This window comes from Bradyrhizobium sp. 164 (genome assembly GCF_023073715.1).
Classification (GTDB): domain Bacteria; phylum Pseudomonadota; class Alphaproteobacteria; order Rhizobiales; family Xanthobacteraceae; genus Bradyrhizobium.
In genome coordinates this window covers 119809-144069 of sequence record NZ_JADPKA010000018.1, presented here as the reverse complement: position 1 = coordinate 144069, position 24261 = coordinate 119809, and the positions used below count along the sequence as shown (strand labels likewise).

The following is a 24261-nucleotide window of genomic DNA, read 5'->3' as shown; positions in this document are numbered from 1 at the left end:
GAAAGGCAGAATGCCATGAAGGTCGACGGCAAGCATTTTCGCAGCATCTGGCGCCAGCGCGACGGCTGGTCGGTCGGCGCGATCGACCAGCGCAGGTTGCCCCACGAGTTTGTTGTTGCGGAGCTGACGTCATGCGAGGAGGCGGCGGTCGCCATCCGCGACATGCTGGTGCGCGGCGCGCCGCTGATCGGCGCCACCGCCGCTTACGGCATCGCGCTCGCGATGCGCGAGGACGCCTCCGACGCCGGCCTGAAGCGTGCCTATGACACGCTCGTCGTGGCGCGGCCGACCGCGATCAATCTGAAATGGGCGCTGGACGAGATGCGCGCGAGGCTCGCACCGATCGATCCGGTTGAACGGGCGGAGGCGGCCTACGCGCGCGCCGACGAGATCGTCGAGCAGGACGTCGAAATCAACCGCGGCATTGCCGGCAACGGCCTGAAGCTGATCGAGGCGATCGCGGCGAAGAAGCCGGGCGATACGGTCAACGTTCTCACTCATTGCAACGCCGGCTGGCTTGCGACGGTCGACTGGGGCACCGCGACGGCGCCGATCTATCTTGCGCATGAGCGCGGCATCAAGATCCATGTCTGGGTCGACGAGACCCGCCCGCGCAATCAGGGCGCCTCGCTCACGGCTTGGGAGCTCGGCCATCACGGCGTGCCGCACACGGTGATCCCGGACAATACCGGTGGCCATCTGATGCAGCACAGCATGGTCGACCTCGCCATCGTCGGCACCGACCGCGTCGCTGCCAATGGCGACGTCTGCAACAAGATCGGCACCTATCTGAAGGCGCTCGCCGCGCACGACAACGGTGTGCCGTTCTACGTGGCGCTGCCGTCGCCGACGATCGATTTCGCCGTCCATGACGGCATCCGTGACATCCCGATCGAGCAGCGCAGTGGCTCTGAGGTCACCGACATGACCGGCCGCACCGCGGATGGGAGACTGGAGACGGTGCGCATCGTGCCGGAGGGCTCCCCGGTCGCGAATTATGCATTCGATGTGACACCGGCGCGGCTCGTGACCGGCCTCATCACCGAGCGCGGCGTGCTGAAGCCCGACCGCGCCTCGCTCGCGGCCGCGTTTCCGGAGCGGATCGCCTCCGCTGCAGAATAGGTTGGACTAGCAGAGCTTCAACCCCGTCGCGACCTCGAGCTCGGCGATGGCCTGGGCCCCGCTGGTGACCTTGATCGTGGTCATGCCCATCTCGCGAGCCGGCTTGAGATTGACGCCGAGATCGTCGAGATAAACGCAATTGTTGGGATCAACCTTCAGCGTCTCGACCATCAGCCGGTAGATGCGTGGATCGGGTTTGCGCAGGCCGATTTTGGCGGACTCGATGACGTGATCGAACAGTGCCATCACCTCGGCAATGTAGAGCGTGCGTCCCGTCAGGCTGCCGATGGCGTTGGCCGGCAGGTTGTTGGTGATGCAGCCGGTCTTGAATTGCGCCTTGATGCGCTTCAGCGCCTCGACCATCTCGGGACGCAGATCGCCCTGGAGCAGCGGCAGCACGTCGCGCCCGCGCACTTCTGCGCCAAGCGCTCGTGATTCCTCGGCGAACAAAAGATCGAACGTGTCGATATCCACCTCGGCGCGTTCAAACTTGGCCCAGGCATTTTCCAGATGGTTGGCGGCGTTGGTGCGCCGTATGATGTCGATGGGCAGGCCACGCTCGGTCTCGAACCGGGCGAACGCCTCGAACGGTGAGCTCGTCAACACGCCGCCAAAATCAAAGATCACAGCCTCGATCGTCAAGGTCCCGTCCTCGTCAATTCAGTGCCAGGATGGCTGACAAGACGGCTAGCACGCGCTATCGGCAAGGGCCAGCCTGAAGCAAACTCCGCCCCTTGACCGAAGGGCCTGCCAGACGTGTTCCCATGAAGACAATTGCGACATTCATCACCGCCATTCTGCTGCTCGCCACGCCTGCTCGCGCCATCGTCGGCGGCGGCACGCCGCAAGCGGAGGGTGTCGCGCGCGCCATCGTCACCATCGTTGGCTCGCGCGGCAATTTTTGCACCGGCAGCCTGATTGCACCGAAGCTGGTGCTGACGGTCGCTCACTGCGTGCAGCCCGGCGCGGACTACAAGATTGTCGATCGCGGCGGCGACGGCCAGCCGCAATTGCTGAACGTCCGTTCTGTCGCGATCCATCCGAATTTCAACATGCAGGCGATGCAGGCGCATCGGGCGACCGCCGACGTGGCACTGCTGCAACTGGAAATTCCACTGAAGGGAAAATCGACGGTGCCGGTCGGTGCACCGGATATTCCAATCCGCGTCGGCAGCCGCTTTACCATCGCCGGCGTCGGCGTCACAGTTCGCGGTGATGGCAAGAGCGGTGGCATTACGCGTGTGGCTGCGCTGGTCGCCACCGGCCAGCCCGGCACGCTGCAGATCCGGCTAGTTGATCCCCTAACCAACGGTGTTCGTGACGGAATCGGCGCTTGTACCGGCGATTCCGGCGGACCGGTGTTCGAGGACAAGCCGAACGGTGCCGTGCTCGTTGGCGTCGTCAGTTGGTCGACCGGGCCGAACGGCGCCGCAGGTTGCGGCGGGTTGACCGGGGTCACTCCGCTCACGCTCTACCGGGATTGGATCTTGCAGACCGCACGGAGCTGGGGTGCGGCACTGTGATTTGACCGCGACCGGATCTATGTCATGTTGAAACGGAAGCGCGATGGGCGACACTGCCTGTCGCGGAGGAAACGCGCCGTCCAGTCAAGGCCGGCCACGAAAAACGAGCAAGGCAACAAGCAACAATGAATGTCGCTGTTCGCGGTCACACCGCTACCAAGCAAGCTTCCGAACATTTCGACGTGCTGATCGTCGGCGCCGGCATCTCCGGCATCGGCAGCGCCTATCATCTCACCAAGCAGCTTCCGGGCACGAGCTTCGTCATTCTGGAGACGCAGGCGAGCTTCGGCGGCACATGGATCACACATCGTTATCCCGGTATCCGTTCGGACAGCGATCTCCACACCTTCGGCTATCGCTTCAAGCCCTGGGTCGGACCGCCGATCGCGACCGCCGAAGAGATCCTCGCCTACATGAACGAGGTGATCGAAGAGAACGATCTCGCGAAGCACATTCGCTACAAGCACAAGATCAATTCCGCGAGCTGGTCGAGTGAGCAAAGTCTCTGGACCATCGAGGCGGTAGCGACCGACACCGGCGAGCCGAAGACCTTCACCGCAAACTTCCTCTGGATGTGCCAGGGCTATTACCGGCATTCGGAGGGTTACACGCCAGAATGGAAGGGGATGGACCGGTTCAAGGGCCGCATCGTCCATCCGCAGACATGGCCCGACGACGTCGATCTCACGGGCAAGAAGGTGATCGTGATCGGCTCCGGCGCGACCGCGGCAACACTTGTTCCGAACATCGCGGACAAGTGCGCGCATGTCACGATGCTGCAGCGCTCGCCGACCTATTTCCGGCTCGGTCGCAACGCCATCGAAATCGCGGAGGAGCTGCGCAGGCTTCAAGTCGACGAGGAATGGATTCATGAGATCGTCCGGCGCAAGATTCTGTTCGAGCAGGATGCATTCACCAAGCTTTGCGTCTCCAAGCCGGAGCAGGTGAAGAAGGAGCTGATCGGTCAAATCAGCGCGGTCCTCGGCCCCGACTACGACGTCGAGACCCATTTCACGCCAAAGTACCGGCCGTGGCGGCAGCGCATCGCCTTCGTGCCGGATGCCGATCTGTTCAAGGGGATTGCCAGCGGCAAGGCCTCGGTCGTTACCGACGAGATCGAGTGCTTCGCCGAGAACGGCATCCAGCTCAAATCCGGCAAGCTGCTCGAAGCCGACGTCATCGTCACCGCGACCGGCTTCAACCTGGCCGCCCTGGGCGACATCGCCTTCGAGATCGACGGCAAGCCGCTCGCCTTCGGCGACACCGTCACCTATCGCGGCATGATGTTCACGGGTGTGCCGAACATGGTCTGGGTGTTCGGCTATTTCCGCGCGAGCTGGACGCTGCGCGTCGACCTTGTCGCCGATTTCGTCTGTCGGCTGCTCAGCCATATGAAGGGCAAAGGCGCAAAGAAGGTCGAGGTGAGATTGCGCCCCGAAGACCACAACATGCCGATCCTGCCCTGGATCGACCCGGAAAACTTCAACCCCGGATACATGATACGCAATATGGACCTGTTGCCGAAGCGCGGCGACAAGCCAGAATGGCAGCACAGTCAGGACTACTGGACCGAGAAGGACGAGATTCCGAAGACGGACCTGGACGATGCGGCGTTTGTGTATGGGTGAGGGGATTGCGGGAGCAGCGGCACGCCACGATTGTAAAGCCGTATAGGGCGCGCCGAGCATCGGCCGTCACAGGCGCACGTCACACGATCGGCCGTGAATGTAAGCGGCCTTCCATCGGGCGGTGCCGCGGCTAAGTGGAAGGGCCTTGGCCTGGCGGCCAACGAGCGAGCCAGTTGCTCGCGTCGGAGTGTCACGGCAACTCGCCGGGCATTCTGGCCAAGATTAGTCTTGGTCGCAGCAGTCGCGGTGACCTTCCTTCAGCAAGGATAACGAAGAGGTCACCGCTTCTGCTGCTCAGGCCTTCGCGGCGGCCGCGGCGCCATGGGCGTTCCCGCCATCTTGTTGGCGGTCTCGCTGACGTCGAGCAGCGAACGGCGGATGTCCTCGAGGTAGCTTGCCGATTTCTTCTTCATGGTGTCGGCGAGCTCGTGCAATCCCTGTATCTTCTCGAACAGCTCGTCGGCCTTGCCGTCGACGAAGCCGGGCACCACGCCCTCGATCTTCGTGACGGCCTTGTCGAAGTCCGCGAAGGCGCTGTCGACCTTCGCCATGACGGAGTCGACTTCGCCGCCCTTGCTCCTGAGATCGGCGGTGTAGTTCTCGAATGTGCGCAGGCCCTCCTTGATCGCAGGGGCGTTGCTCACGATCGTACGGTCGACGCTGTGCAGGGCATCGACGATGGACTCGGCATCGCTGAGATCGGCGGTCAGTATGGGAACGCCGTCCAAGTCCAGCGGCACCGGCGGCGCGGAGGGGGCACCCCCGATCAGCGAGATCGCGGCGACGCCCGTGAGACCCTGGAACTCGATGCCTGCGACGGTGTCCTTGCGGATCGGTGCGGTGTTGTCGAGCATCACGAGCGCCACGATCCTGCCGGGACTGTCCAGCTTGATCGACAAGATCTGGCCCGCAGGCACACCGTCGAAATTGACCGGCCCGCCGCGACGCAGTCCGCTGGCGGAGCCGCCTTCGAACACCACGCGCAACTGGCTGCGGCTTTGGATGGTGCGCCATTTCTGCACGCCGAGCAGGACGCCGAACGCCACGGCGATCGCCGCCAGCGTCGCCGTTCCGATCACGAGATTGCTCGCGCGTGCCATGCAGGGAGGATTTTACGGCCAAAGCGGAGAAGTTGGAAGCAGCCCGGATAGACTTTGGCCGCATGTTACGTAGGGCAGGTTAGCGAAGCGTAACCCGCCACGTCTCTCCCATGCAGGAGCGCAAATTCGGGGATTACGCTCCGCTAACCCGGCTCTACCTCATCTCAATGCCCGGCCGCGCGCTTTGCCGCAGCGTTGTTCAGGACGATGAGGGCGTCGACGGCCACGCCCGTCTTGGTGTTGATCAGGAACGGGTTGATGTCGATCGAGGCGATCCGGTCGCCGGCGTCTGCGATCAGGCTGGACAGGCCGACGAGCGCCTTCACTGCGGAGGTCTCGTGCAGCGTCGGCCTGCCACGATAGCCGCGCATCTTGACTCCGGCCTTGGTGCGACCGATCAGAAGCCGCGCCTCGGCCTCGTCCAGCGGCGCGCCGGCGAGTGCGACGTCCTTCATCAGCTCAATGTCGATGCCGCCGGTGCCGAACAGCACGACCGGCCCCATCTCGGCATCGCGCGAGGCGCCGACAACGAGCTCGAGCTCGGCCCTGACCTGCTGCGCGATCAGGATGCCGTCGAGCTTGGGCTTGCCCTTCAGCTTCTTCACCCGAGCCGTGATGTCGGCGAACGCCTTCTTCACCTCGGCGGCACTGTTGAGGTTCAGCACCACGCCACCGATGTCGGACTTGTGCAGGATCTCGGCGCTAACGACTTTAGCGACAACCGGGAAACCGATCTGCTTGGCGATCTTCACAGCTTCCGCCGCCGTCTGCGCAATTGCCTCCTTCGAGATCGGGATGCCGTATGCTTTCAGGAGCTTCTTGGAGGCAACCTCGTCGAGCGCGGCGCCGCTCGCCGACTTCAGCGTCTTCTCGAGCACGGCACGTGCGCCCGGCTTCGAGCGTGAGACGATGTCCGGAACTTCCTTGCGCAGCTTTGCGTAATCGAGCAGCGACTTGATCGCGGTCACCGCGCGGTCCATGCCCTGCATCACCGCCAGATGCGGCAGCGATTTGCGCAGCGCCTTGGTGAACTCGGTGAAGCCGATCGACATCGCGCTGATATAGATCACGGGCTTTGCGGCCCTGCTCGCCATCTCATTGACGATGCGAAGATTGCGCTCGCGCAGCTCGTGCGGCGCCTTCGGCAGCTCAGCGTCGATGATGACGACGTCGATATCGGGATCGTCGATCATCAGCTTGATCGACCTCATGTAGACGGAGGGATCGACCACGGCGGCAAACCCTGCATCGAGTGGATTGCCGACGATCGAGCCCGGGCCGAGCATCTTTGCCAGCTCCGAGCTGACATGGGGGCTCAGCGGCGCGAAATTCAAGCCCACGGCATAGAAAGCGTCGATCAGCATGCCGCGCTTGCCGCCGGACAAGGTGACCGCGGCGAGCCGGTCGCCTCTGGGTGCCACGGCGTGGACGAAGCACTCGGTGGTCTCGATCAGCTCGTCGAGCCCACCGACCCGAATCACGCCTTCGCGGGTTGCAATGGCATCGAATGTCTCGATCGACCCGGCGAGTGCACCGGTATGCGCCATCGCCGCAGCGCGGCCGCCCTCCGACGCGCCGAGCTTGAGCGCGATCACGGGCTTGCTCGCGGCGCGCGCCGCCTTGCACGCGTCGCGGAACGCCTTGGTATTGCGCACGCCTTCGAGATAGACGACGATCACCTTGATGCTCGGGTCCTCGGCGAAATAGCGCATCAGGTCCGGCGTCTCGAGCCCGGCCTCATTGCCGGTCGTCACCATGTAGCCGACGCCGACACCCCGGTCCTCCAGCGCCTGGCGGATCGCCATGACGATGGCGCCGGATTGTCCGGCGATCGCCACCGGCCCCTGCTCCATGGTGACGATACGATCGTCGATATTGGTGAAGAGCTTTTCGCCGGCACTCAAATTGCCGAGACAGTTCGGTCCCGTGACCGCAAGTCCCGTCTCGCGCACGGCTGCTTGCAATTCGGCGGCGAGCTTCTGACTGTCGTCGTCCTGCAACTCGCTGAAGCCCGAGGTGACGATGGTGGCCGAACGCGCGCCGGCCGCGGCGGCATCGCGGATCACCTGCACCGCAGAGCGCGCCGGCACCAGCACCAGGACGTGATCGGGCTGCTCGGGAAGACTGGCAAAGTCCTTGTAGCAAGGGACATCCCAGATGGTGTCGCGCCTGGCGTTGACCGGATAGAGCCCGCCCTCGTAGCCGTACTTGATCAGATTGTTCCAGATGCGCTCGGCATAGTTGCCGGGCTTGTCGGTCGCGCCCACCAGCACGATGTTGCGCGGGTGCAGCATGGCATGGATGCCCTTGACCACGTCGCCGGCGTCGGGTGGGGGAGACCATCGATGGAGAGAAACCGACGCAGCGGACACCTGAGCTTCCATGGCGTGACCTCACCTGTTCTTGTTTTTGGTGGCGCGTCACGCTTTTCTATGGCGAGTTCGCCGCAGTGGCAACCATCAGAAAGGTATGCCGTATGACGGAATGGCGATCCGTCGGTTGCTCCACGCATCGCGGGCCGGCACCTTAGCAGCATCTTCGAGCGGATTGAAAAGCTAGCAGTCGGGATCAATCAAGACGGCGTGCAGGATGTAGCGCTCCGGACCGGCCATGACGGCATCGAACGGCCAACATGTGATCAACACCAGTTCAAACCGCTCTGTCGCGGGATCGATGGCCGATGCATCGAAATGCACCACCGCAGATGAGTCGGCGCGATAGCGAAAGTGCCTGCCGTCGCGGCGGGTGATGTCGATCACGTCGTCAACGGCAACATTCCGCAAGAATCGCGCTCAAAAACCCCCGAGCCGTCTTTGGGAAGGATCGCGCCCGATGACGCCAATCAAGCTTTGTATCGAAAGCATCTGCGACGCACGGTGGAGGAGCGCTTCGCGCTCTTCCTGCCGGGGTAGCCACGCTTTGAATGCATTCGCGCCAAAGATAGCGGCCCTTTCGGCCGCTATCTTGCTTGGGCATGTCGAGCTGATGCGGATTAGCCGCCCGTTTCCGCGCTGATGATATCCCCGAACAGTTCCCACTGACCAGCCTTGAAGCGGATCATCTTGAGCTGCTCGATCGGCGCGAAATCGTTGGCGCCGGTGTTAACCTTGATACCGGGGATCAGCGTGTCCGGCGCAAAGCCCTTCAGGCTGGCAGCCTGCTTCATCACGTTCTCCCGGGTCAGCTCGTCCCCGCACTGCTTCAGCGTCTGGACCAGGGTCTGCGCGGCGGCGTAGCCGTAGACGAGATTGGTATCGGAGACGTTGGCGCCCGGCATGTACTTGTCGATGAAGGCCATGAACTTCTTTATGCCCTCGTCGTCCTTCCATTGCGGGTCGGACGCGTCCTTCAAATAGGTCGCAGACAGCACGCCTTCCGAAGCATCGAGGCCGGCGGGCTTCATCACCGCGCCGATCGAGATCGACACGTCGGTCATCACATGCATCGGTTTCCATTCAAGCTCGGCGATCTTCTTGATCGCCTGCGCCGCGAATTTCGGCGTCGAGATATTGACGAGGACATTGGCGCCGGTGCCCTTCAGCTTGACGATGTGGGAATCGATCGACGGCTCGGTGGTCTCGTAGCTCTCCTCCGCCACGATCAGCGAAGAGGCTTTTTCGCCGAAGATCTCCTTGATGCCGGCGACGTAGTCTTTGCCGAAATCGTCATTGGCATAGAAGATCGCGACCTTGGCATCGGGCTTCGCCTGCAAGATGTACTTAGCGAAGATCCGTGCCTCGACCCGGTAGCTCGGCTGAAAGCCCATGGTCCAGGGAAAACCCTTCGGGTCGTTCCATTTGCTGGCGCCTGTTGCAAGGAAGAGCTGCGGCACCTTCTTGACGTTGTGATATTTCTGCACGGCCGTCTGGGTCGGGGTGCCCAGCGCGTTGAAGACCAGGAACACCTCATCGCTCTCGATCAGCTTGCGAACCTGTTCGACGGTCTTGGGCGGCGAGTAGCCGTCATCATAGGAGATCCAGTTGATCTTGCGGCCGTTGATGCCACCCTGGTCGTTGATCATCTTGAAATAGGCTTCCTCGGTTTTGCCGATGATGCCGTAGGCGGAAGCCGGACCGGAATAGGCTTCGACATTGCCGATCTTGATCTCGGTGTCGCTGGCACCGGTGTCGTATTTCTTTTGCGCGTAGGCACCTTGTACCGAGAGCAATGACAGTGCCGCTGCCGCGGCGAGCAGGGCGAGTTTCTTGTTTTTCATGGCAATTCCTTGGGGCTTTCTTGTGGGTTGGAGCAGGCACTTCGAAAAGAAAAAGCGCCCACGAGGGGGCGCTTTGGTCAGGCGGTGGCGACTTTCTCGTCGACTTCGGAAGCCACCGAGAACTCCTTGCGCAAGGTCGGCTTGTGGATCTTGCCGGTGGCGTTGCGCGGCAGCGCCTCGACGAAGCGGATCTGGCGCGGGCATTTGAAGCGCGCGAGGTTGGCCCCGCAATGTGCGAAAACTTCGGCCTCGGTCAGCTTCTGGCCCGGCTTGACCGCAACGATGGCAAGGCCCACTTCGCCCCATTGCGGATCGGGAATCCCGATCACTGCGGCTTCCGCGATGGCGTTGAGCTGATGCAGGACGTTCTCGACCTCGGCCGGATAGACGTTCTCGCCGCCGGAAATGTACATGTCCTTCCAGCGGTCGACGATGTAGTAGAAACCTTCTTCGTCGACGCGTGTGGCATCGCCCGTATGCAGCCAGCCGTCCGTAAACGACGTCTTGTTTGCTTCCGGCCTGTTCCAGTAACCGGGCGTGATGTTGGGCCCCTTGACCCAGAGTTCGCCGACCTCGCCGACATCGGCATCGCTGCCGTCGGGTCGCACGATGCGGACCTCGGTGTGCAGCACCGGCTTGCCAGCGGAGCCGGCCTTGCGCGCAGCATCCTCGCGATCGAGCACCAGCACGGCCGGCGATGTCTCGGTCATGCCATAGCCCTGCTGAAGCGCGACGCCGCGCGCTTCCCACACTTTCAGCAGCGCCACCGGCATCGGCGCGCCGCCGACACCGCCGACGATCAGCCGGCTGAGATCGGTGGTCGCGAAGGCGGGGTGTTGCGCCATGAACTGGTAGATCGCGGGCACGCCGAAGAAGACGTTGATGCCCTGCGCGGGATCGTTGATGAGGCCGAGCGCAGTGCCGGGATCGAAGGCGCGCATGATCATCACCGTGCCGCCGGCATGCAGCACCGGATTGGTGTAGCAATTGAGACCACCGGTGTGGAACAGCGGCAGCACGGTGAGCAGCACCGAGGACAGTCCGATGCAGGCCGGGCCGCCGAGATTGACGCAATTCCAGAAGGTCATGCCATGGGTGATGGTCGCGCCCTTCGGATGTCCGGTCGTGCCCGACGTGTACATGATGGTCGAGACGTCATCGAGCGTGACTTCTTCGGCGCGGTCGAGCGGTTTGGCGGCGTCGATGCCAGCCTCATAGGACCCGCCGGGGCCGAGCAGCAGGCTGGTTGCGACACCGCAGAGCTTCGCCACGCTCAGCGCCGTCTCGGCCAGGTCGGCGTCGTGGATCATCACCTTCGGCGCGCAGTCGCCCGTGATGAACTGGAGTTCGGGAACGGTGAGGCGGGTATTCAGCGGCACGAAGATGGCGCCGAGCCGTCCGCAGGCGAACTGCACCTCCAGCGTATCGGTGGTGTTCAGCGCCAGCACCGCGACGCGGTCACCGCGCGAGACGTTGAGCGTGTGGCGCAGGAATGAGGCGAGGCGCGAGACACGGGCATCGAGCTGCGAATAGGTGAAGCGGCGCTCACTGGCGAGGTCGATGACTGCCACCTTGCCGGGCGTGCGCCGGCCATGATGAGCGATCCAGTCGTAGTAACGAACGGCCACATATCCCTCCCTCGGCGCTCTTGCGCCGCCATGTTATTTATTGCCATGCACCAGGCCCGGCGTGGCCTTGCTGGGCCAGCCGGAGTTGTGTGCACCATATTTTTGATCCGGAGTTGGCCTGCGAGGAGCGAAAATCGTCTTGCGTCAAGTTGCTGGCGCTTGAAGAGGACCGGCCCTCTCCGGCCAGCCACTTGGCGCAAGTGAAACCAACAAAGTTCCGGCCATGCTGGCCGAGGCGAATCCGTACGAGGCGAGAGTGCCATGAAGAGCCCGTTCTACACTGCGGAGCATGACGCCTTTCGCGATGTCATGCGCCGCTTCGTCGAGAAGGAGATCGCGCCCTTCGCCCATGAATGGGACGAAGCCGGCGAATTCCCGCGCGCGCTCTATCGCAAGGCGGCCGAGATCGGGCTGTTGGGGCTCGGATTCCCGGAGGAATATGGCGGGATCGCCGCCGACCAGTTCATGAAGATCGTGGCGAGCCAGGAGCTCGCGCAGGCTGGTGCCGGCGGTGTCAGTGCCAGCCTGATGAGCCACACCATCGGCTCGCCGCCGATCGCCCGCGCGGCGCGCCCCGAGATCAGGGCGCGTGTGCTGCCGCAAATCCTCGCTGGCGAGAAGATTTCAGCGCTCGCCATCACCGAGCCGGGCGGCGGCTCCGATGTCGCGAACCTGCGCACCCGGGCGCTGCGCGACGGCGATCACTACGTTGTGAGCGGGGAGAAGACCTTCATCACCTCAGGGATGCGTGCGGATTATCTGACCGTTGCGGTGCGTACCGGTAGCGAGGGCGCCGGCGGCGTCAGCCTGCTACTGATCGAGGGCAACAGGCCCGGCCTGTCGCGCACGAAGCTGAAGAAGATGGGCTGGTGGGCTTCCGACACCGCGACGTTGCATTTCGACGAATGCCGCGTGCCCGCCGAAAATCTGATCGGCGAGGAAGGTCAGGGCTTCAAGATCATCATGCAGAACTTCAACAGCGAGCGCATGGGCATGGCCGCGAGCTGCACCGCCTTCGCCCGGGTCTGCCTGGATGAGGCGATTGCCTATGCCAAGGAGCGCAAGACCTTCGGCAAGCCGCTCGCCCAGCATCAGGTGATTCGCCACAAGATCGTCGACATGGCGCAGAAGGTCGCCGCCTCCCAGGCGATGCTGGAGATGCTGGCCTGGCGACTCGAGCAGGGCGAAAGCCCGGTCGCCGAAATCTGCATGATGAAGAATCAGGCGACGCAAACCATGGCCTTCTGCGCTTCGGAAGCGGTGCAGATTTTCGGCGGCGCCGGCTTCATGCGCGGCATCAAAGCCGAGCGCATCTACCGCGAGGTCAAGGTCAATGCCATTGGCGGCGGCACCGAGGAGATCATGAAGGATCTGGCATCGAGGCAGATGGGTTTGTGATTGAGGCTGTCATTCCGGGGCGCAGAGCGCAACGGAGCGAGCCGGGATTCCATCGGGCAGCGACTACCGGAGGGGAATGGATTCCGGGCTCATCGCTCCGCGATGTCCCGGAATGACGAAGGGAAAGACATGCTATTCACCGACCATGACGACATCCGCCGGTCCTTGCAGAAATTCATCGCCAATGAGATCAACCCTCATGTCGATGAATGGGAGAAGGCCGACATCTTTCCGGCGCATGAGCTGTTCAAGAAAATGGGCAGCCTCGGCTTTCTCGGATTGAACAAGCCCGTGGAGTTCGGCGGCTCAGGTCTCGACTACTCCTACGCGCTGATGATGGCAGAGGAGCTCGGGGCCATCACTTGCGGCGGTGTCCCGATGGCCATCGGCGTGCAGACCGACATGGCGACGCCGGCGCTGGCGCGGTTCGGCTCGGACGAGGTGCGGCACGAGTTTCTGGCGCCGTCGATCTCGGGAGACTATGTCGCCTGCATCGGCGTCTCCGAGCCCGGCGCAGGATCGGACGTCGCCTCGATCAAGACCAATGCACGCTCGGATGGCGATGATTACGTCATCAATGGCGGCAAGATGTGGATTACCAACGGCACGCAAGCCGATTGGATCTGCCTGCTGGCCAATACGGGCGAGGGGCCCGTCCATCGCAACAAGTCGCTGATCTGCGTCCCCATGAAGAGCAAGGGCGTCACAATCGCGCGAAAACTCGACAAAATGGGCATGCGCTCGTCAGACACCGCGCAGATTTTCTTCGACGATGTCCGCGTGCCCAAGCGCAACCGGATCGGTGAGGAGGGTAAAGGCTTCACCTACCAGATGATCCAGTTCCAGGAGGAGCGGCTCTGGGGCGCGGCGGCCTGCCTGAAGGCGCATGAATACATCATCGATCAGACCATCGAATACACCCGCAACCGCAAGGCGTTCGGAAAGTCGATCCTCGACAATCAGGTCGTGCACTTCAAGCTCGCGGAGATGCAGACCGAGGTCGAGCTGCTGCGCGCGCTGATCTATCGGGCCGCCGAGCAGCTGGTCGCCGGCGAGGACGTCACCAGGCTCGCCACGATGGCCAAGCTGAAGGCCGGGCGACTCGGCCGTGAGCTCACCGACGCCTGCTTGCAATATTGGGGCGGAATGGGCTTTACCAACGAGACGCCGGTCAGCCGCGCCTATCGCGACAGCCGTCTGACCTCGATCGGCGGCGGTGCCGACGAGGTCATGCTGATGGTCCTCTGCAAGATGATGGGCACGTTGCCCGGCAGTAAAGGAATGCGTCATGATCACGCTCTACCACTGCGAGGCCGCGCGCTCGTTCCGCCCGCTCTGGATGCTGGAGGAGATGAGGCTGCCCTATGAATTGAAGATGCTGCCGTTCCCGCCGCGGGTGTTCGCGAAGGATTATCTCGGCATCAATCCGCTCGGCACGATCCCCTTCCTGATCGACGGCGAGACGCGGATGACCGAATCCTCCGGCATCTGCCACTATCTCGGCATGAAATATGGTCCGACGCCGCTGATGGTCGGCCCCGAAGATCCCGCCTACGGCGCGTTCCTGAACTGGATGTATTTCAGCGATGCCACGCTGACCTTCCCGCAAACGCTGGTGCTCCGGTACACCCAGCTCGAGCCGGAGGAGCGCCGCAATCCGCAGGTCGCCGGAGACTATGCGAAATGGTTCCTGGGACGCTTGCGCGCCGTTGAGGCAGCCACCGCAAATGCCGAAACCTTGTGCGCCGGCCGCTTCACAGCCGCTGACATTGTCATTGGTTATGCCCTCCGCCTTGCCGACAATATTGGGCTGGCCAGGGATTTCGGGCCAAATGTCGCAGCCTATTGGGCGCGCCTGCAGCAACGCGACGGCTTTAAGCGCGCGGTTGCTGCGGAACAGAGGGCAGGCGTCGAGCAGAACGTCGCACCGCGGGTGCGGGCGTAAGCTTCAGCCCGTCATTCCGTGGCGGTGCGCAGCATCGAGCTACGGCGCATCGTTGCGCACCTGAGAATCTCGGGGTTCCGGGTTCGGTCCTGCGGACGGCCGCGGAATGACTGGCCGTGTCTTTTGACAGCGCTATCCTATCGTGACAGCGCCCAAATTTCCGCTAAGGTGACCTCCGTCCGCAGCGGCCAGAGAGCCGCGCGAGGAGGACCCCAATGGAAGATACAGGTCGCGAATCCGACCATTTGATGCTGATCACGCCGGAACGGGTATTCTATGCCGGCCTGCTCGGCCGCCCCCGCAAGCGGACCCCGGGCTGCTGCCATATCTATGTCGCGGTGAAGGGCAGCCTGCATCTGACGATCGACGACGTCCATACCTCCGACGAATTGATCGTGACCCTGCCCAACCAGCGGCACACCATCGCCAGCGATTATCGCAGCGTGATCAGCGTGACGTTGGAGCCTGAGAGCATGCCGGATGGTGTGATCGAGGCTTTGGCCGGGCGGCTGCGGGGACCGGACAAGACTGCCTATGCCCGCAAGATCCTCGCCGCCTACGCGCTACTTCGCCAGCGCCGCTACGGCGACATCACCACCGCCGAGTTCGACGAGATGTGTTTTGGCGAGGCACTGCCGCGCCGCGTGCTCGATCCGCGCGTGATCCGCGCGGTCGCGCGCATCGAGCGCTTCTCCGGCGAGCCGGTCACGGCCGATACTTGCGCAGCCGAAGCGGGATTGTCCGCCTCGCGCTTCCTGCACCTGTTCAAGGAAGAGACCGGCATCTCGTTCCGGTCCTTCCGCGCCTGGAAGCGTGCGCGGCATCTCTTGCACTACGCCAACCAGGACCTCAACCTCGCCCATCTCGCGCAGGACATCGGCTATCCCGATTCCACCCACTTCAGCCACTCGATACGCCGCTTCTACGGCCTGAAGCCGCGCGCGATCTTCGTCGGCTCACGCGATCTCGCGATCTATCGCAGCACCGAGACGGTGCGGATGGCCGAGGCGAGTTAGCGTCCCTCTCGTAGGGTGGGCAAAGGTGCAATGCGCCATGCCCACCACCTGTCCCGGATCGCGATAGAAGAGGTGGGCACGCTTCGCTTTGCCCACCCTACGAAGCTCGTCGTTTTCCAGCTTCTCCGCGCAAGAAGCCGCATGCCGCGCGTCACATGATCGGAAGCGTTGAATTCTCAACGTGCGAGACACCAAGTCATGAGCGTCAAGGCATGAGCGACAAGGCCGTCATCACCTGCGCGCTGAACGGCGTGCTGACCGATTCGAAGCAGCACAACGTGCCTGTGACGCCCGAAGAGATGGCGCGCGAGGCCAAGGCTGCGTTCGACGCCGGCGCGTCCATCATGCACATTCATCTGCGCCAGCAGGCGCCGAACAAGGGCCACTTGCCGTCCTGGGAGGTGAGCGTCAGCAAGGAGATCCAGCAAGCGATTCGCGAGGCCTGCCCCGGCGTGATCATCAACCACACCTCGGGCGTGTCAGGGCCGAACTACTCAGGCGCGCTCGATTGCATTCGTGAGACGAAGCCGGAGATCGCGGCCTGCAACGCCGGCTCGCTGAACTATCTGAAGGTCAAGGCTGACAACAGCTGGGCCTGGCCGCCGATGATGTTCGACAACGCGGTCGAAAAGGTGAAGGACTATCTCGATGTCATGAACGCGGTCGGCACCATTCCCGAGTTCGAATGCTTCGACGTCGGCATCGTCCGCTGCGTCGGCATGTACCACCAGGTCGGCATGTACAAGGGGCCGCTCGAATATAACTTCGTGATGGGCGTCGCCTCAGGCATGCCGTCTGATCCCGAGCTGTTGCCGATCCTGCTCAAGCTGAAGCGGCCCGAAGCGCATTGGCAGGTCACGGCCATCGGCCGCGAGGAGATCTGGCCGCTGCACCAGCGTTGCGCCGAGCTCGGCGGCCATCTACGCACCGGTCTCGAAGACACCTTCTATCTCGCCGACGGCAAGAAGGTGACGTCGAACGGTCAGCTGATCGAAGCCGTCGCTGCCTGTGCCCGGCGTGCCGGCCGCGAGATCGCAAGCCCCGCCGAGGCGCGGAAGATCTTTGGGACGAAGCGCTGAACGTCGGTCCGGGGCGCGCGAAGCGCGAACCATGGTGCCCAATTGCGCACCTGAGAACCTCGAGATTCCGGGTTCGATGCTTCGCATCGCCCCGGAATGACGGAGTAAATTGTGTCCATTCTCGAAAACACCATTTCCCCCGGTAGCGCAGCCTACCACGCCAACCGCGACGGCATGCTTGCGCTGATCGACCGTATGCGCGCGCTGGAAGAGCGCACGCGGGCGGCGTCGGCGGCAGCGAAAGATCGCTTCCACAAGCGCGGCCAGCTTCTGCCGCGCGAGCGCGTCGCGCTGGTACTCGATCCCGGCGCGCCGTTCGTCGAGCTGTCGACGCTCGCCGGCTACAGGTTCGACGTGCCGGATCCGGACAAGAGCGTGCCCGGCGGCGGCGTCATTGCCGGCATCGGCTTTGTCTCGGGCGTCCGCTGCATGGTCAGTGCCAACGACGCCGGCATCGATGCCGGTGCGCTGCAACCTTACGGACTCGACAAGACGCTGCGGGTGCAGGAACTCGCGCTGGAGAACAAGCTGCCTTACGTCCAGCTCGTCGAAAGCGCCGGCGCCAATCTGTTGCGCTACCGCGTCGAGGATTTCGTCCGCGGCGGCAACATTTTTCGCAATCTCGCGCGGCTCTCGGCAGCGGGATTGCCGGTCGTCACCGTGACGCACGGCTCATCCACCGCCGGCGGTGCCTATCAGACCGGCCTCTCCGACTACATTGTCATGGTCCGCGGCCGCACCCGCGCCTTCCTTGCCGGGCCGCCGCTATTGAAAGCCGCGACGGGCGAGATCGCGACCGAAGAGGAGCTTGGCGGCGCCGAGATGCACACGCAGGTATCCGGCCTCGGCGACTATCTGGCCGAGGACGATCGCGACGCACTTCGCATCGCACGCGAAATCATGGCGGCGCTGCAATGGGACCGGCCGGGCAAAGCGGCTCTGCACTTCAAGCCACCGCGCTACAACCAGGACGAGCTCCTCGGCATCATGCCGATGGACCACAAGCGCCCGGTCGACATGAAACAGGTGATCGCGCGCATCGTCGACGATTCCGATTTCACCGAGATGGCGCCGAATTATGGTCCGGCCACGGTCTGCGGCCATGCCCGCATCGAGGGTCAGGCTATCGGCATCATCACCAACAACGGTCCGCTCGATCCCGCCGGCGCCAACAAAGCGACGCATTTCATCCAAGCCTGCTGCCAGACTCGCACGCCGCTGCTCTATCTGAACAACACCACCGGCTACATGGTCGGCAAGGCTTACGAAGAGGCCGGCATGATCAAGCACGGCTCGAAGATGATCCAGGCCGTGACCTCGGCGACGGTGCCGCAGATCACCCTCTATTGCGGCGCCTCGTTCGGCGCCGGCAATTACGGCATGTGCGGCCGCGGTTTCCATCCGCGCTTCTGCTTCTCCTGGCCGAATGCCAAGACCGCCGTGATGGGCGGCGAGCAGGCTGCAGAAACCATGGCGATCGTGACCGAGGCCGCTGCCGCGCGCCGCGGCAGACCGGTCGAGAAGGACAAGCTCGAGGCCATGAAGGCTGAGATCATCGGCGTGTTCGACGGTCAGATGGACGTGTTCTCGACCAGCGCGCGCGTGCTCGACGACGGCGTGATCGATCCGCGCGACACCGGCGCAGTGCTGTCCGAAGTGCTCGCGATCTGCCGCGAGGGTGATGCACGCACACCCCAGCGCATGCAATTCTCCGTGGCCCGCCCATGAGGAACGGATCAGTGCAGCACCGGCCGTTTTTCAAGGTCCTGATTGCCAACCGCGGCGAGATCGCTCTGCGCGTGATGCGCAGCGCGCGACGACTCGGCCTTGGTGTCGTCGCGGTCTATTCAGATCCCGATCGCGACGCCCTCCATGTGCGCCAAGCCGATCAAGCCGTGCGGATCGGCGAGGCGCTGCCGGCGCAATCCTATCTCAACATCCCCGCGATCATCGCCGCCGCCAAGGCGAGCGGCGCGGACGCTGTCCATCCCGGTTACGGCTTCCTCGCCGAGAACGAGGCGTTTGCGCGCGCCTGCAAGGAGGCGGGCCTCGTCTTCATCGGCCCTTCGCCGCAGGCGATCGAGGCGATGGGCAACAAGGCGGGCGCCAAGGAGATCATGAAGAAGGCCGGCGTGCCCGTCGTGCCCGGCTATCAGGGCGTCGACCAGGGTGACGAGGTGATGCTGTCGGAAGCCACAAGGATCGGCTTTCCCGTGATGATCAAGGCGGTCGCCGGCGGCGGCGGACGTGGCATGCGGCTCGTGACCGATGCAGCATCTTTTCCCGATGCGCTGCGCAGCGCGCGATCGGAGGCCAAGGCGGCGTTCGGCGATCCCACGGTCATCCTCGAACGGGCCATCCAGAACCCCCGCCATATCGAAATCCAGGTGTTCGGCGACAGCCACGGCAACGCCATCCATCTCGGCGAGCGCGATTGTTCGGTGCAGCGGCGGCACCAGAAGCTGATAGAGGAGGCGCCGTCGCCCGCCGTGACGCCGGAACTGCGCGCGAAAATGGGCGAGGTCGCCGTCGCTGCCATGAAGGCGCTGCGCTACGAGGGCGCCGGCACGTTGGAATTTTTGCTCGACCAGAGCGGCGAGTTCTACTTCATGGAAATGAACACGCGGCTCCAGGTCGAGCATCCCGTGACCGAGGCGATCACCGGGTTCGATCTCGTCGAGCTGCAGCTGCGCGTTGCGCGCGGCGAGCCGTTGCCGGTGAAGCAGCAGGATATCCGCTTCGAAGGCCACGCCATCGAGGTGCGGCTGTGCTCGGAAGATGCCGCACACGATTTCATGCCGCAGTCCGGCCGCATGGCGCGCTGGCAGGTGCCGGAAGGTATCCGCGTCGAGCATGCGCTGCAATCAGGCGCGGAGATCCCGCCGTTCTACGATTCCATGATCGCCAAGGTGATCAGCCATGGCACGACCCGCGAGGAGGCGAGGGGCCGGTTGATCGTCGGCCTCGAACAGCTCACGGCGTTTGGCGTGACCACCAATCAGGCATTCCTGATGTCCTGCCTGCGTCATCCTGGCTTTGCCCGGGGCGAGGCCACCACCGCCTTCATCGGCTCGCACCGCGATGAACTGTTTGCGCCGCGGACGGCCGCCGCCTTTGATACGGCGCTGGCCGGCCTGCTGCTCTACGCCACGAACCCGTGCGCGCCGTCATGGCGAACTGGACGGAGCCTTGCGACAACGTTTCCGCTGCCGGCAAAAGTCGAGATCGCAGGCCACACGCATGAGCTCGAAATCACGCGGGAGCGCGACGGGTGCTACGCCGTCGCAACGGATGGTCGGCAAGATCGATTCGAGATCGACCAGATCGATGCCGATGCCATCCGCTTCCGCCATGACGGCGTGATTGACAGCGCCAAATTCCTGCGCGATGGCGACCGGCTCTACGTCCAGCGCCGCGGCATCCATCTCGCGGTCGTCGATCTTACCCTGGCCGCGCCGAAGGCTGCCGCGAGCAATGGCGGTGACGGCAAGGTCCGCGCGGCCCTGAATGGTCGCGTCGTCGCCGTCCTGGCCAAGCCGGGCGATCGCGTCACCGCGGATCAGCCGGTGCTCACGCTGGAAGCGATGAAGATGGAGCACGTTCACAAGGCCGGCATCGACGGCATCGTCGCGGCGATCGATGTCGCCGAGGGCGAGCAGGTGACCACTGGGAAGATCATGGCTGAGATCGGGCCGGGGTAGCGGCGGCAAACTAACTTAACGCCCATGGGCCTTCACCGGGACGACATTAGAGAGGCCGCCCCGTCCCGTTATTGAGCAAACACGCGACCTGGTGCCCGCCGGCGGCATCCACCAGTGCCGGCCGTTCCACTCTGCACCGCTCCATCGCAAACCGGCAGCGCGTGTGAAACGCGCACCCCGAGGGCGGATTGACCGGGCTCGGCACGTCGCCATCGACCAGCGGCGCAAGTTTCTTCGCAAGCGGATTAGGGACCGGCACCGAGGCGAGCAGCGCCTGCGTGTACGGATGGCGCGGATTGCGGAACAGCTCGTCCTTGTCGGCAATCTCGACGATTCGCCCGAGATACATCACTGCGACGCGGTGGCTGATATGCGCGACCACGGCGAGATCATGCGCGATGAAGAGATAGGAGAAGCCGTGCTGCCGCTGTAGATCGATCAATAGATTGATCACTTGCGCCTGGATCGAGACGTCGAGCGCGGAGACCGGCTCGTCGCAGACGATCAGCCGCGGCTCCAGTGCCAGTGCCCGCGCGATGCAGATGCGCTGACGCTGGCCGCCGGAGAATTGATGCGGGAAGTTGCGCATCTGGTCTGGCCGCAAGCCGACTTGTTCAAAGAGCTTGGCGACGCGCCCCTCCAGCGCCTTGCCAGTGGCGAGTCCATGCACGGCCAGCGGCTCGCCGACTATGTCGCCCGCGGTCATGCGCGGATTGAGCGAGGCAAAGGGGTCCTGAAACACGATCTGCATCGAGCGGCGGTGCGGCCGCAGCGCCGTCTTCGAGAGATGGGTGATGTCCTCGCCCTCGAGACGAATTTGCCCTGAGGTCGGCTCGACCAGCCGCAGCACGCTCCGCGCCACCGTGGACTTACCGCAGCCGGATTCGCCGACGAGGCCGAGCGTCTCGCCGGTGCCGAGTGAAAACGACACGCCGTCGACCGCATGAACCGTGCCGACCTGCCGGCGCAGCACGCCGGCGCGGACCGGGTAGTGCTTTTTGAGGTCGGTGACTTCGAGCAGCGCTTCGGTCATGCCACCTCCGCCACTTCCGCCGCGCGCCAGCACGCCGCGAGATGGCCGCCGCCCCAGTCCGCCAGCGGCGGATACTCGGCCTCGCAACGCTTGATCGCGAGCGGGCACCGTGGCGCGAAGGCGCAGCCTTTCGGCAACCGCACCAGCGACGGCACGGTGCCGGGAATTTCGTTCAGCCGCGGCGGTGCGGCGACGCCGGACGCCGGCACGGCTGGAATCGAAGCCATCAGCCCACGCGTATAGGGGTGCTTTGGCGATGCAAACAGCGCTTCGACGCCGGCTTCCTCGACCTTCCGGCCCGCATACATCACGATCACGCGCTGCGCGGTTTGCGCGACGACGCCGAGATCGTGCGTGATCAGCACCAGCCCGGTGCCGAGCTCCTTCTGAAGGTCGAGAATCAGCGCCAAAATCTGCGCCTGGATGGTGACGTCGAGCGCGGTGGTCGGCTCGTCCGCGATCAGCAGCGCGGGCCGGCACGCCAGCGCCATCGCGATCATCGCGCGCTGGCGCATGCCGCCGGAGAGCTGGTGCGGATATTCCCGTGCGCGCCGCGCCGGCTCAGGGATGCGCACCAGCCGCAGCATCTCGACTGCGATATTCCCGGCCTCCTTGGCCGACAAGTTCCGGTGCAGCCGCACCGCCTCGGCGATCTGGTCGCCGATCCGCATCACCGGATTGAGCGATGTCATCGGCTCCTGGAAGATCATGGAGATGCGGTTGCCCCTGATAGCACGCATTTCCGCTTCATCCAGCGCTAGCAGATCGGTGCCTTCGAGCGTGACTGAGCCGCCGACAATGCGGCCGGGCGGATCGGGCACCAGCCGCATCAGTGACAGCGCCGTAACGCTCTTGCCGCAACCGGATTCGCCGACGATCGCCAGCGTCTCGCCGCGCCGCACTGTGAACGAGACGTCGTCAACCGCCTTGAAGAGGCCCGAATTGGTGAAGAACACCGTCTTCAGGTTCTTCACGTCGAGCACGAGATCGAATTTGTCAGCCATCAGCCGCGCTGCCGGGGATCGAGGATGTCGCGGAGGGCGTCGCCGAACAGATTGGCGCCGAATACCGCGAGGCTGATGGCGATGCCCGGGAAGATCACCAGCCACGGCGCAGTGCGGACATATTCGGCAGCGGATTCCGAGAGCATACGCCCCCACGACGGATAAGGTTCGGGAATGCCGAGGCCGAGGAAGGACAGCGAAGCCTCGGTCAGGATGGTCGAGCCGAGCTGGGCCGTCGCCAGCACGATCAGCGGCGCCAGCGTGTTCGGCAGCACGTGGCGCAGCGCGATCCGCATCTCGCTCATACCGATCGATTTTGCCGCTTCCACGAAGGGCTGTTCGCGCAGCGCCAGCGTGTTGGCGCGGATGACGCGCGCGACCGTTGGGATCAGCGGAATGGCGATGGCGAGGATGACGTTCGGCAGCGACGGACCCAGCGCCGCCGTCATCACCAGCGCCAGCACGAGAAGCGGCAGCGCCTGGAGAACATCGGAGACGCGCTGGAACACGAGATCGACCCAGCCGGAGAGATAGCCGGAGGTGAGGCCAACGATCACGCCGATCGAGCCGCCGAGCGCCGTGGAGCCAAGCCCGACCGCGAGCGAGATCCGCGCGCCGTGGATGATACGGCTGAACACGTCGCGGCCGAAGGAATCGGTGCCCATCCAGTGCGCAAGGCTCGGGCGCGCCAGCGCTCGGGCGGAATCGACCGTTAGCGGATCGTAGCGCGCGATGAAATCGGCGAAGATCGCAGTCAACACGAAGATCGTCATGATGACGAGCCCCGCCGCGCCCAGCACGTGCCGCTGCGTCATGAACAGCACGCGCCTCCAGCCGCCGGTCGCATGTGCGCCGGCGCGCCTTAATTCGAGATCATAGTCGATCGCAGTCAAGCTGATCTCCTAGTCCGTATACCTGATCCGCGGGTCGAACACCGCGTAAAGCATGTCGACGGTGAAATTCGCGAAGACGACGACGACCGCAATGAACATCACGAGGTTCTGCACGATCGGGTAATCGCGCCAGCGGATCGCCTCGACCAGGAAGCGGGCGACGCCGGGGATGTTGAACACGGTCTCGGTGACGATCAGCCCGCCGATCAGGAACGCCGCCTCGATGCCGATCACGGTGATGACGGGCAGGATCGCGTTCTTCAGCGCGTGGTGATAGTTCACGGCAGCATCGGATGCGCCCTTGGCGCGGGCGGTGCGGATATAATCCTGCCGCAGCACCTCCAGCATCGAGGAGCGGGTGATGCGCATGGTCAGCGCGGCGCTGCGGAAGCCGACCGCGGCCGCCGGCACGGCATAGGTGGCAAACGCTTCGAGCCAGGTCTGCGGATTGGGATTGAAGATCGGCATCTGCCCGAACATCGCCACCGACGCGGTCAGGATCAAAAGGCCAAGCCAAAACGAGGGCAGCGACAATCCGCTGAGGCTGACGACACGCAGGGCATAGTCGAGTTTTGTGCCCTGCTTCACGGCGCTGATGACGCCGAGCGGGATGCCGATGGACGCCGAGAACAACAGCGCAAGGCCGGCAAGCCGCGCCGTGATCGGAATCCGCGGCAGGATCTCCTGCAGCGCCGGCTTCTCCGAGACGTAGGAATAACCAAAGTCGCCGCGCAGAAGACCGCCGATCCAGTGCCAATATTGCACGATCAGCGGTTGGTCGATGCCGAGCTCCTTCTCCAGATTGGCCTTGTCGGCGGGATCGACGTAGCCGGCCGCTGCGAACAGAATGTCGACGATGTTGCCGGGGACGATGCGCAGCAGGAAGAAGATGACGATCGAGATCCCGAACAGGGTCACGAGCATCAGGAACAGGCGCCGCACCAGATAGGAAAACATGCACCGCCTCCTATCGAA

The 24261-nt window shown here is 63.8% G+C and carries 18 protein-coding genes and 3 pseudogenes; 11 read left to right on the top strand and 10 right to left on the bottom strand.

Annotation, left to right across the window (positions count from 1 at the left end):
* Positions 1 to 15: 15 nt before the first annotated feature.
* Positions 16 to 1122, top strand: coding sequence for an S-methyl-5-thioribose-1-phosphate isomerase (mtnA, locus tag IVB01_RS06825; RefSeq protein ID WP_247281942.1), 1107 nt, complete (start codon positions 16 to 18; stop codon positions 1120 to 1122).
* Between the two features lie 6 nt (positions 1123 to 1128).
* On the opposite strand, the gene IVB01_RS06820 is transcribed toward mtnA, so the two are convergent.
* On the bottom strand, positions 1129 to 1764 hold the full coding sequence (locus IVB01_RS06820; protein WP_247281941.1) for an HAD-IA family hydrolase: 636 nt from the start codon (positions 1762 to 1764) through the stop codon (positions 1129 to 1131).
* 122 nt (positions 1765 to 1886) lie between these two features.
* Here IVB01_RS06820 and IVB01_RS06815 point away from each other — a divergent pair, with 122 nt between their 5' ends.
* Complete coding sequence (locus IVB01_RS06815; RefSeq protein ID WP_247281940.1) at positions 1887 to 2645, top strand: trypsin-like serine protease; 759 nt, start codon at positions 1887 to 1889, stop codon at positions 2643 to 2645.
* Positions 2646 to 2770: 125 nt separating this feature from the next.
* Positions 2771 to 4273, top strand: a complete 1503-nt coding sequence (locus tag IVB01_RS06810) for an NAD(P)/FAD-dependent oxidoreductase (RefSeq protein WP_247281939.1) — start codon at positions 2771 to 2773, stop codon at positions 4271 to 4273.
* A 278-nt stretch (positions 4274 to 4551) separates the two neighbouring features.
* On the opposite strand, the gene IVB01_RS06805 is transcribed toward IVB01_RS06810, so the two are convergent.
* The 3 genes and pseudogenes from IVB01_RS06805 to IVB01_RS06795 all read right to left on the bottom strand — a co-directional run.
* Positions 4552 to 5373: an MlaD family protein gene (locus tag IVB01_RS06805; RefSeq protein ID WP_247281938.1), complete on the bottom strand. Its 822-nt coding sequence runs from the start codon at positions 5371 to 5373 to the stop codon at positions 4552 to 4554.
* Positions 5374 to 5537: 164 nt separating this feature from the next.
* Entirely contained in the window at positions 5538 to 7757 is a 2220-nt protein-coding gene (locus tag IVB01_RS06800) for an acetate--CoA ligase family protein (protein ID WP_247494320.1), read from the bottom strand.
* A gap of 171 nt (positions 7758 to 7928) precedes the next feature.
* Positions 7929 to 8162, bottom strand: a pseudogene (locus IVB01_RS06795) (sortase); the annotation flags it as partial.
* Between the two features lie 15 nt (positions 8163 to 8177).
* Here IVB01_RS06795 and IVB01_RS06790 point away from each other — a divergent pair.
* Positions 8178 to 8285, top strand: a pseudogene (locus IVB01_RS06790) (transcriptional regulator); the annotation flags it as partial.
* A gap of 80 nt (positions 8286 to 8365) precedes the next feature.
* Here the strand turns inward: IVB01_RS06790 and IVB01_RS06785 are convergent.
* A complete protein-coding gene (locus IVB01_RS06785) occupies positions 8366 to 9589 on the bottom strand; it encodes an ABC transporter substrate-binding protein (RefSeq protein WP_247450631.1) in 1224 nt (407 codons plus the stop codon).
* A gap of 77 nt (positions 9590 to 9666) precedes the next feature.
* Positions 9667 to 11217, bottom strand: a complete 1551-nt coding sequence (locus tag IVB01_RS06780; protein ID WP_247281935.1) for a long-chain fatty acid--CoA ligase — start codon at positions 11215 to 11217, stop codon at positions 9667 to 9669.
* Between the two features lie 261 nt (positions 11218 to 11478).
* Between IVB01_RS06780 and IVB01_RS06775 the strand changes: the two genes are divergently transcribed.
* From IVB01_RS06775 to IVB01_RS06745, 7 genes and pseudogenes are all read left to right on the top strand, one after another.
* Positions 11479 to 12615: an acyl-CoA dehydrogenase family protein gene (locus tag IVB01_RS06775; protein WP_247281934.1), complete on the top strand. Its 1137-nt coding sequence runs from the start codon at positions 11479 to 11481 to the stop codon at positions 12613 to 12615.
* A 129-nt stretch (positions 12616 to 12744) separates the two neighbouring features.
* Positions 12745 to 13887 (top strand): annotated as a pseudogene (locus tag IVB01_RS06770) (acyl-CoA dehydrogenase family protein); the annotation flags it as partial.
* A gap of 16 nt (positions 13888 to 13903) precedes the next feature.
* The gene (locus IVB01_RS06765; RefSeq protein WP_247281932.1) at positions 13904 to 14560 is read left to right on the top strand and encodes a glutathione S-transferase family protein; all 657 of its coding nucleotides are present in this window, start codon (positions 13904 to 13906) and stop codon (positions 14558 to 14560) included.
* A 215-nt stretch (positions 14561 to 14775) separates the two neighbouring features.
* Entirely contained in the window at positions 14776 to 15576 is an 801-nt protein-coding gene (locus IVB01_RS06760) for an AraC family transcriptional regulator (RefSeq protein WP_247281931.1), read from the top strand.
* A gap of 212 nt (positions 15577 to 15788) precedes the next feature.
* Positions 15789 to 16655 carry a 3-keto-5-aminohexanoate cleavage protein gene (locus IVB01_RS06755; RefSeq protein WP_247281930.1) on the top strand — a complete coding sequence of 289 codons (867 nt, stop codon included), beginning with the start codon at positions 15789 to 15791 and terminating at the stop codon, positions 16653 to 16655.
* Positions 16656 to 16766: 111 nt separating this feature from the next.
* Entirely contained in the window at positions 16767 to 18383 is a 1617-nt protein-coding gene (locus IVB01_RS06750) for an acyl-CoA carboxylase subunit beta (RefSeq protein WP_247281929.1), read from the top strand.
* Positions 18380 to 20356 (top strand): acetyl-CoA carboxylase biotin carboxylase subunit, encoded by a 1977-nt coding sequence (locus IVB01_RS06745; RefSeq protein WP_247281928.1) that lies wholly within the window; start codon positions 18380 to 18382, stop codon positions 20354 to 20356. Before IVB01_RS06750 ends, IVB01_RS06745 begins: the two co-directional genes overlap by 4 nt.
* Positions 20357 to 20402: 46 nt before the next feature.
* Here IVB01_RS06745 and IVB01_RS06740 read toward each other — a convergent pair whose 3' ends face one another.
* The 4 genes from IVB01_RS06740 to IVB01_RS06725 are packed head-to-tail and all read right to left on the bottom strand — an operon-like array spanning position 20403 to position 24243.
* Positions 20403 to 21389: a dipeptide ABC transporter ATP-binding protein gene (locus tag IVB01_RS06740; RefSeq protein WP_247281927.1), complete on the bottom strand. Its 987-nt coding sequence runs from the start codon at positions 21387 to 21389 to the stop codon at positions 20403 to 20405.
* A complete protein-coding gene (locus IVB01_RS06735) occupies positions 21386 to 22393 on the bottom strand; it encodes an ABC transporter ATP-binding protein (protein ID WP_247281926.1) in 1008 nt (335 codons plus the stop codon). Before IVB01_RS06735 ends, IVB01_RS06740 begins: the two co-directional genes overlap by 4 nt.
* Positions 22393 to 23286, bottom strand: a complete 894-nt coding sequence (locus tag IVB01_RS06730) for an ABC transporter permease (RefSeq protein ID WP_247281925.1) — start codon at positions 23284 to 23286, stop codon at positions 22393 to 22395. The genes IVB01_RS06735 and IVB01_RS06730 overlap by 1 nt, the downstream gene beginning before the upstream one ends.
* A 9-nt stretch (positions 23287 to 23295) precedes the next feature.
* Positions 23296 to 24243: an ABC transporter permease gene (locus IVB01_RS06725; RefSeq protein ID WP_247281924.1), complete on the bottom strand. Its 948-nt coding sequence runs from the start codon at positions 24241 to 24243 to the stop codon at positions 23296 to 23298.
* Positions 24244 to 24261: the final 18 nt, after the last annotated feature.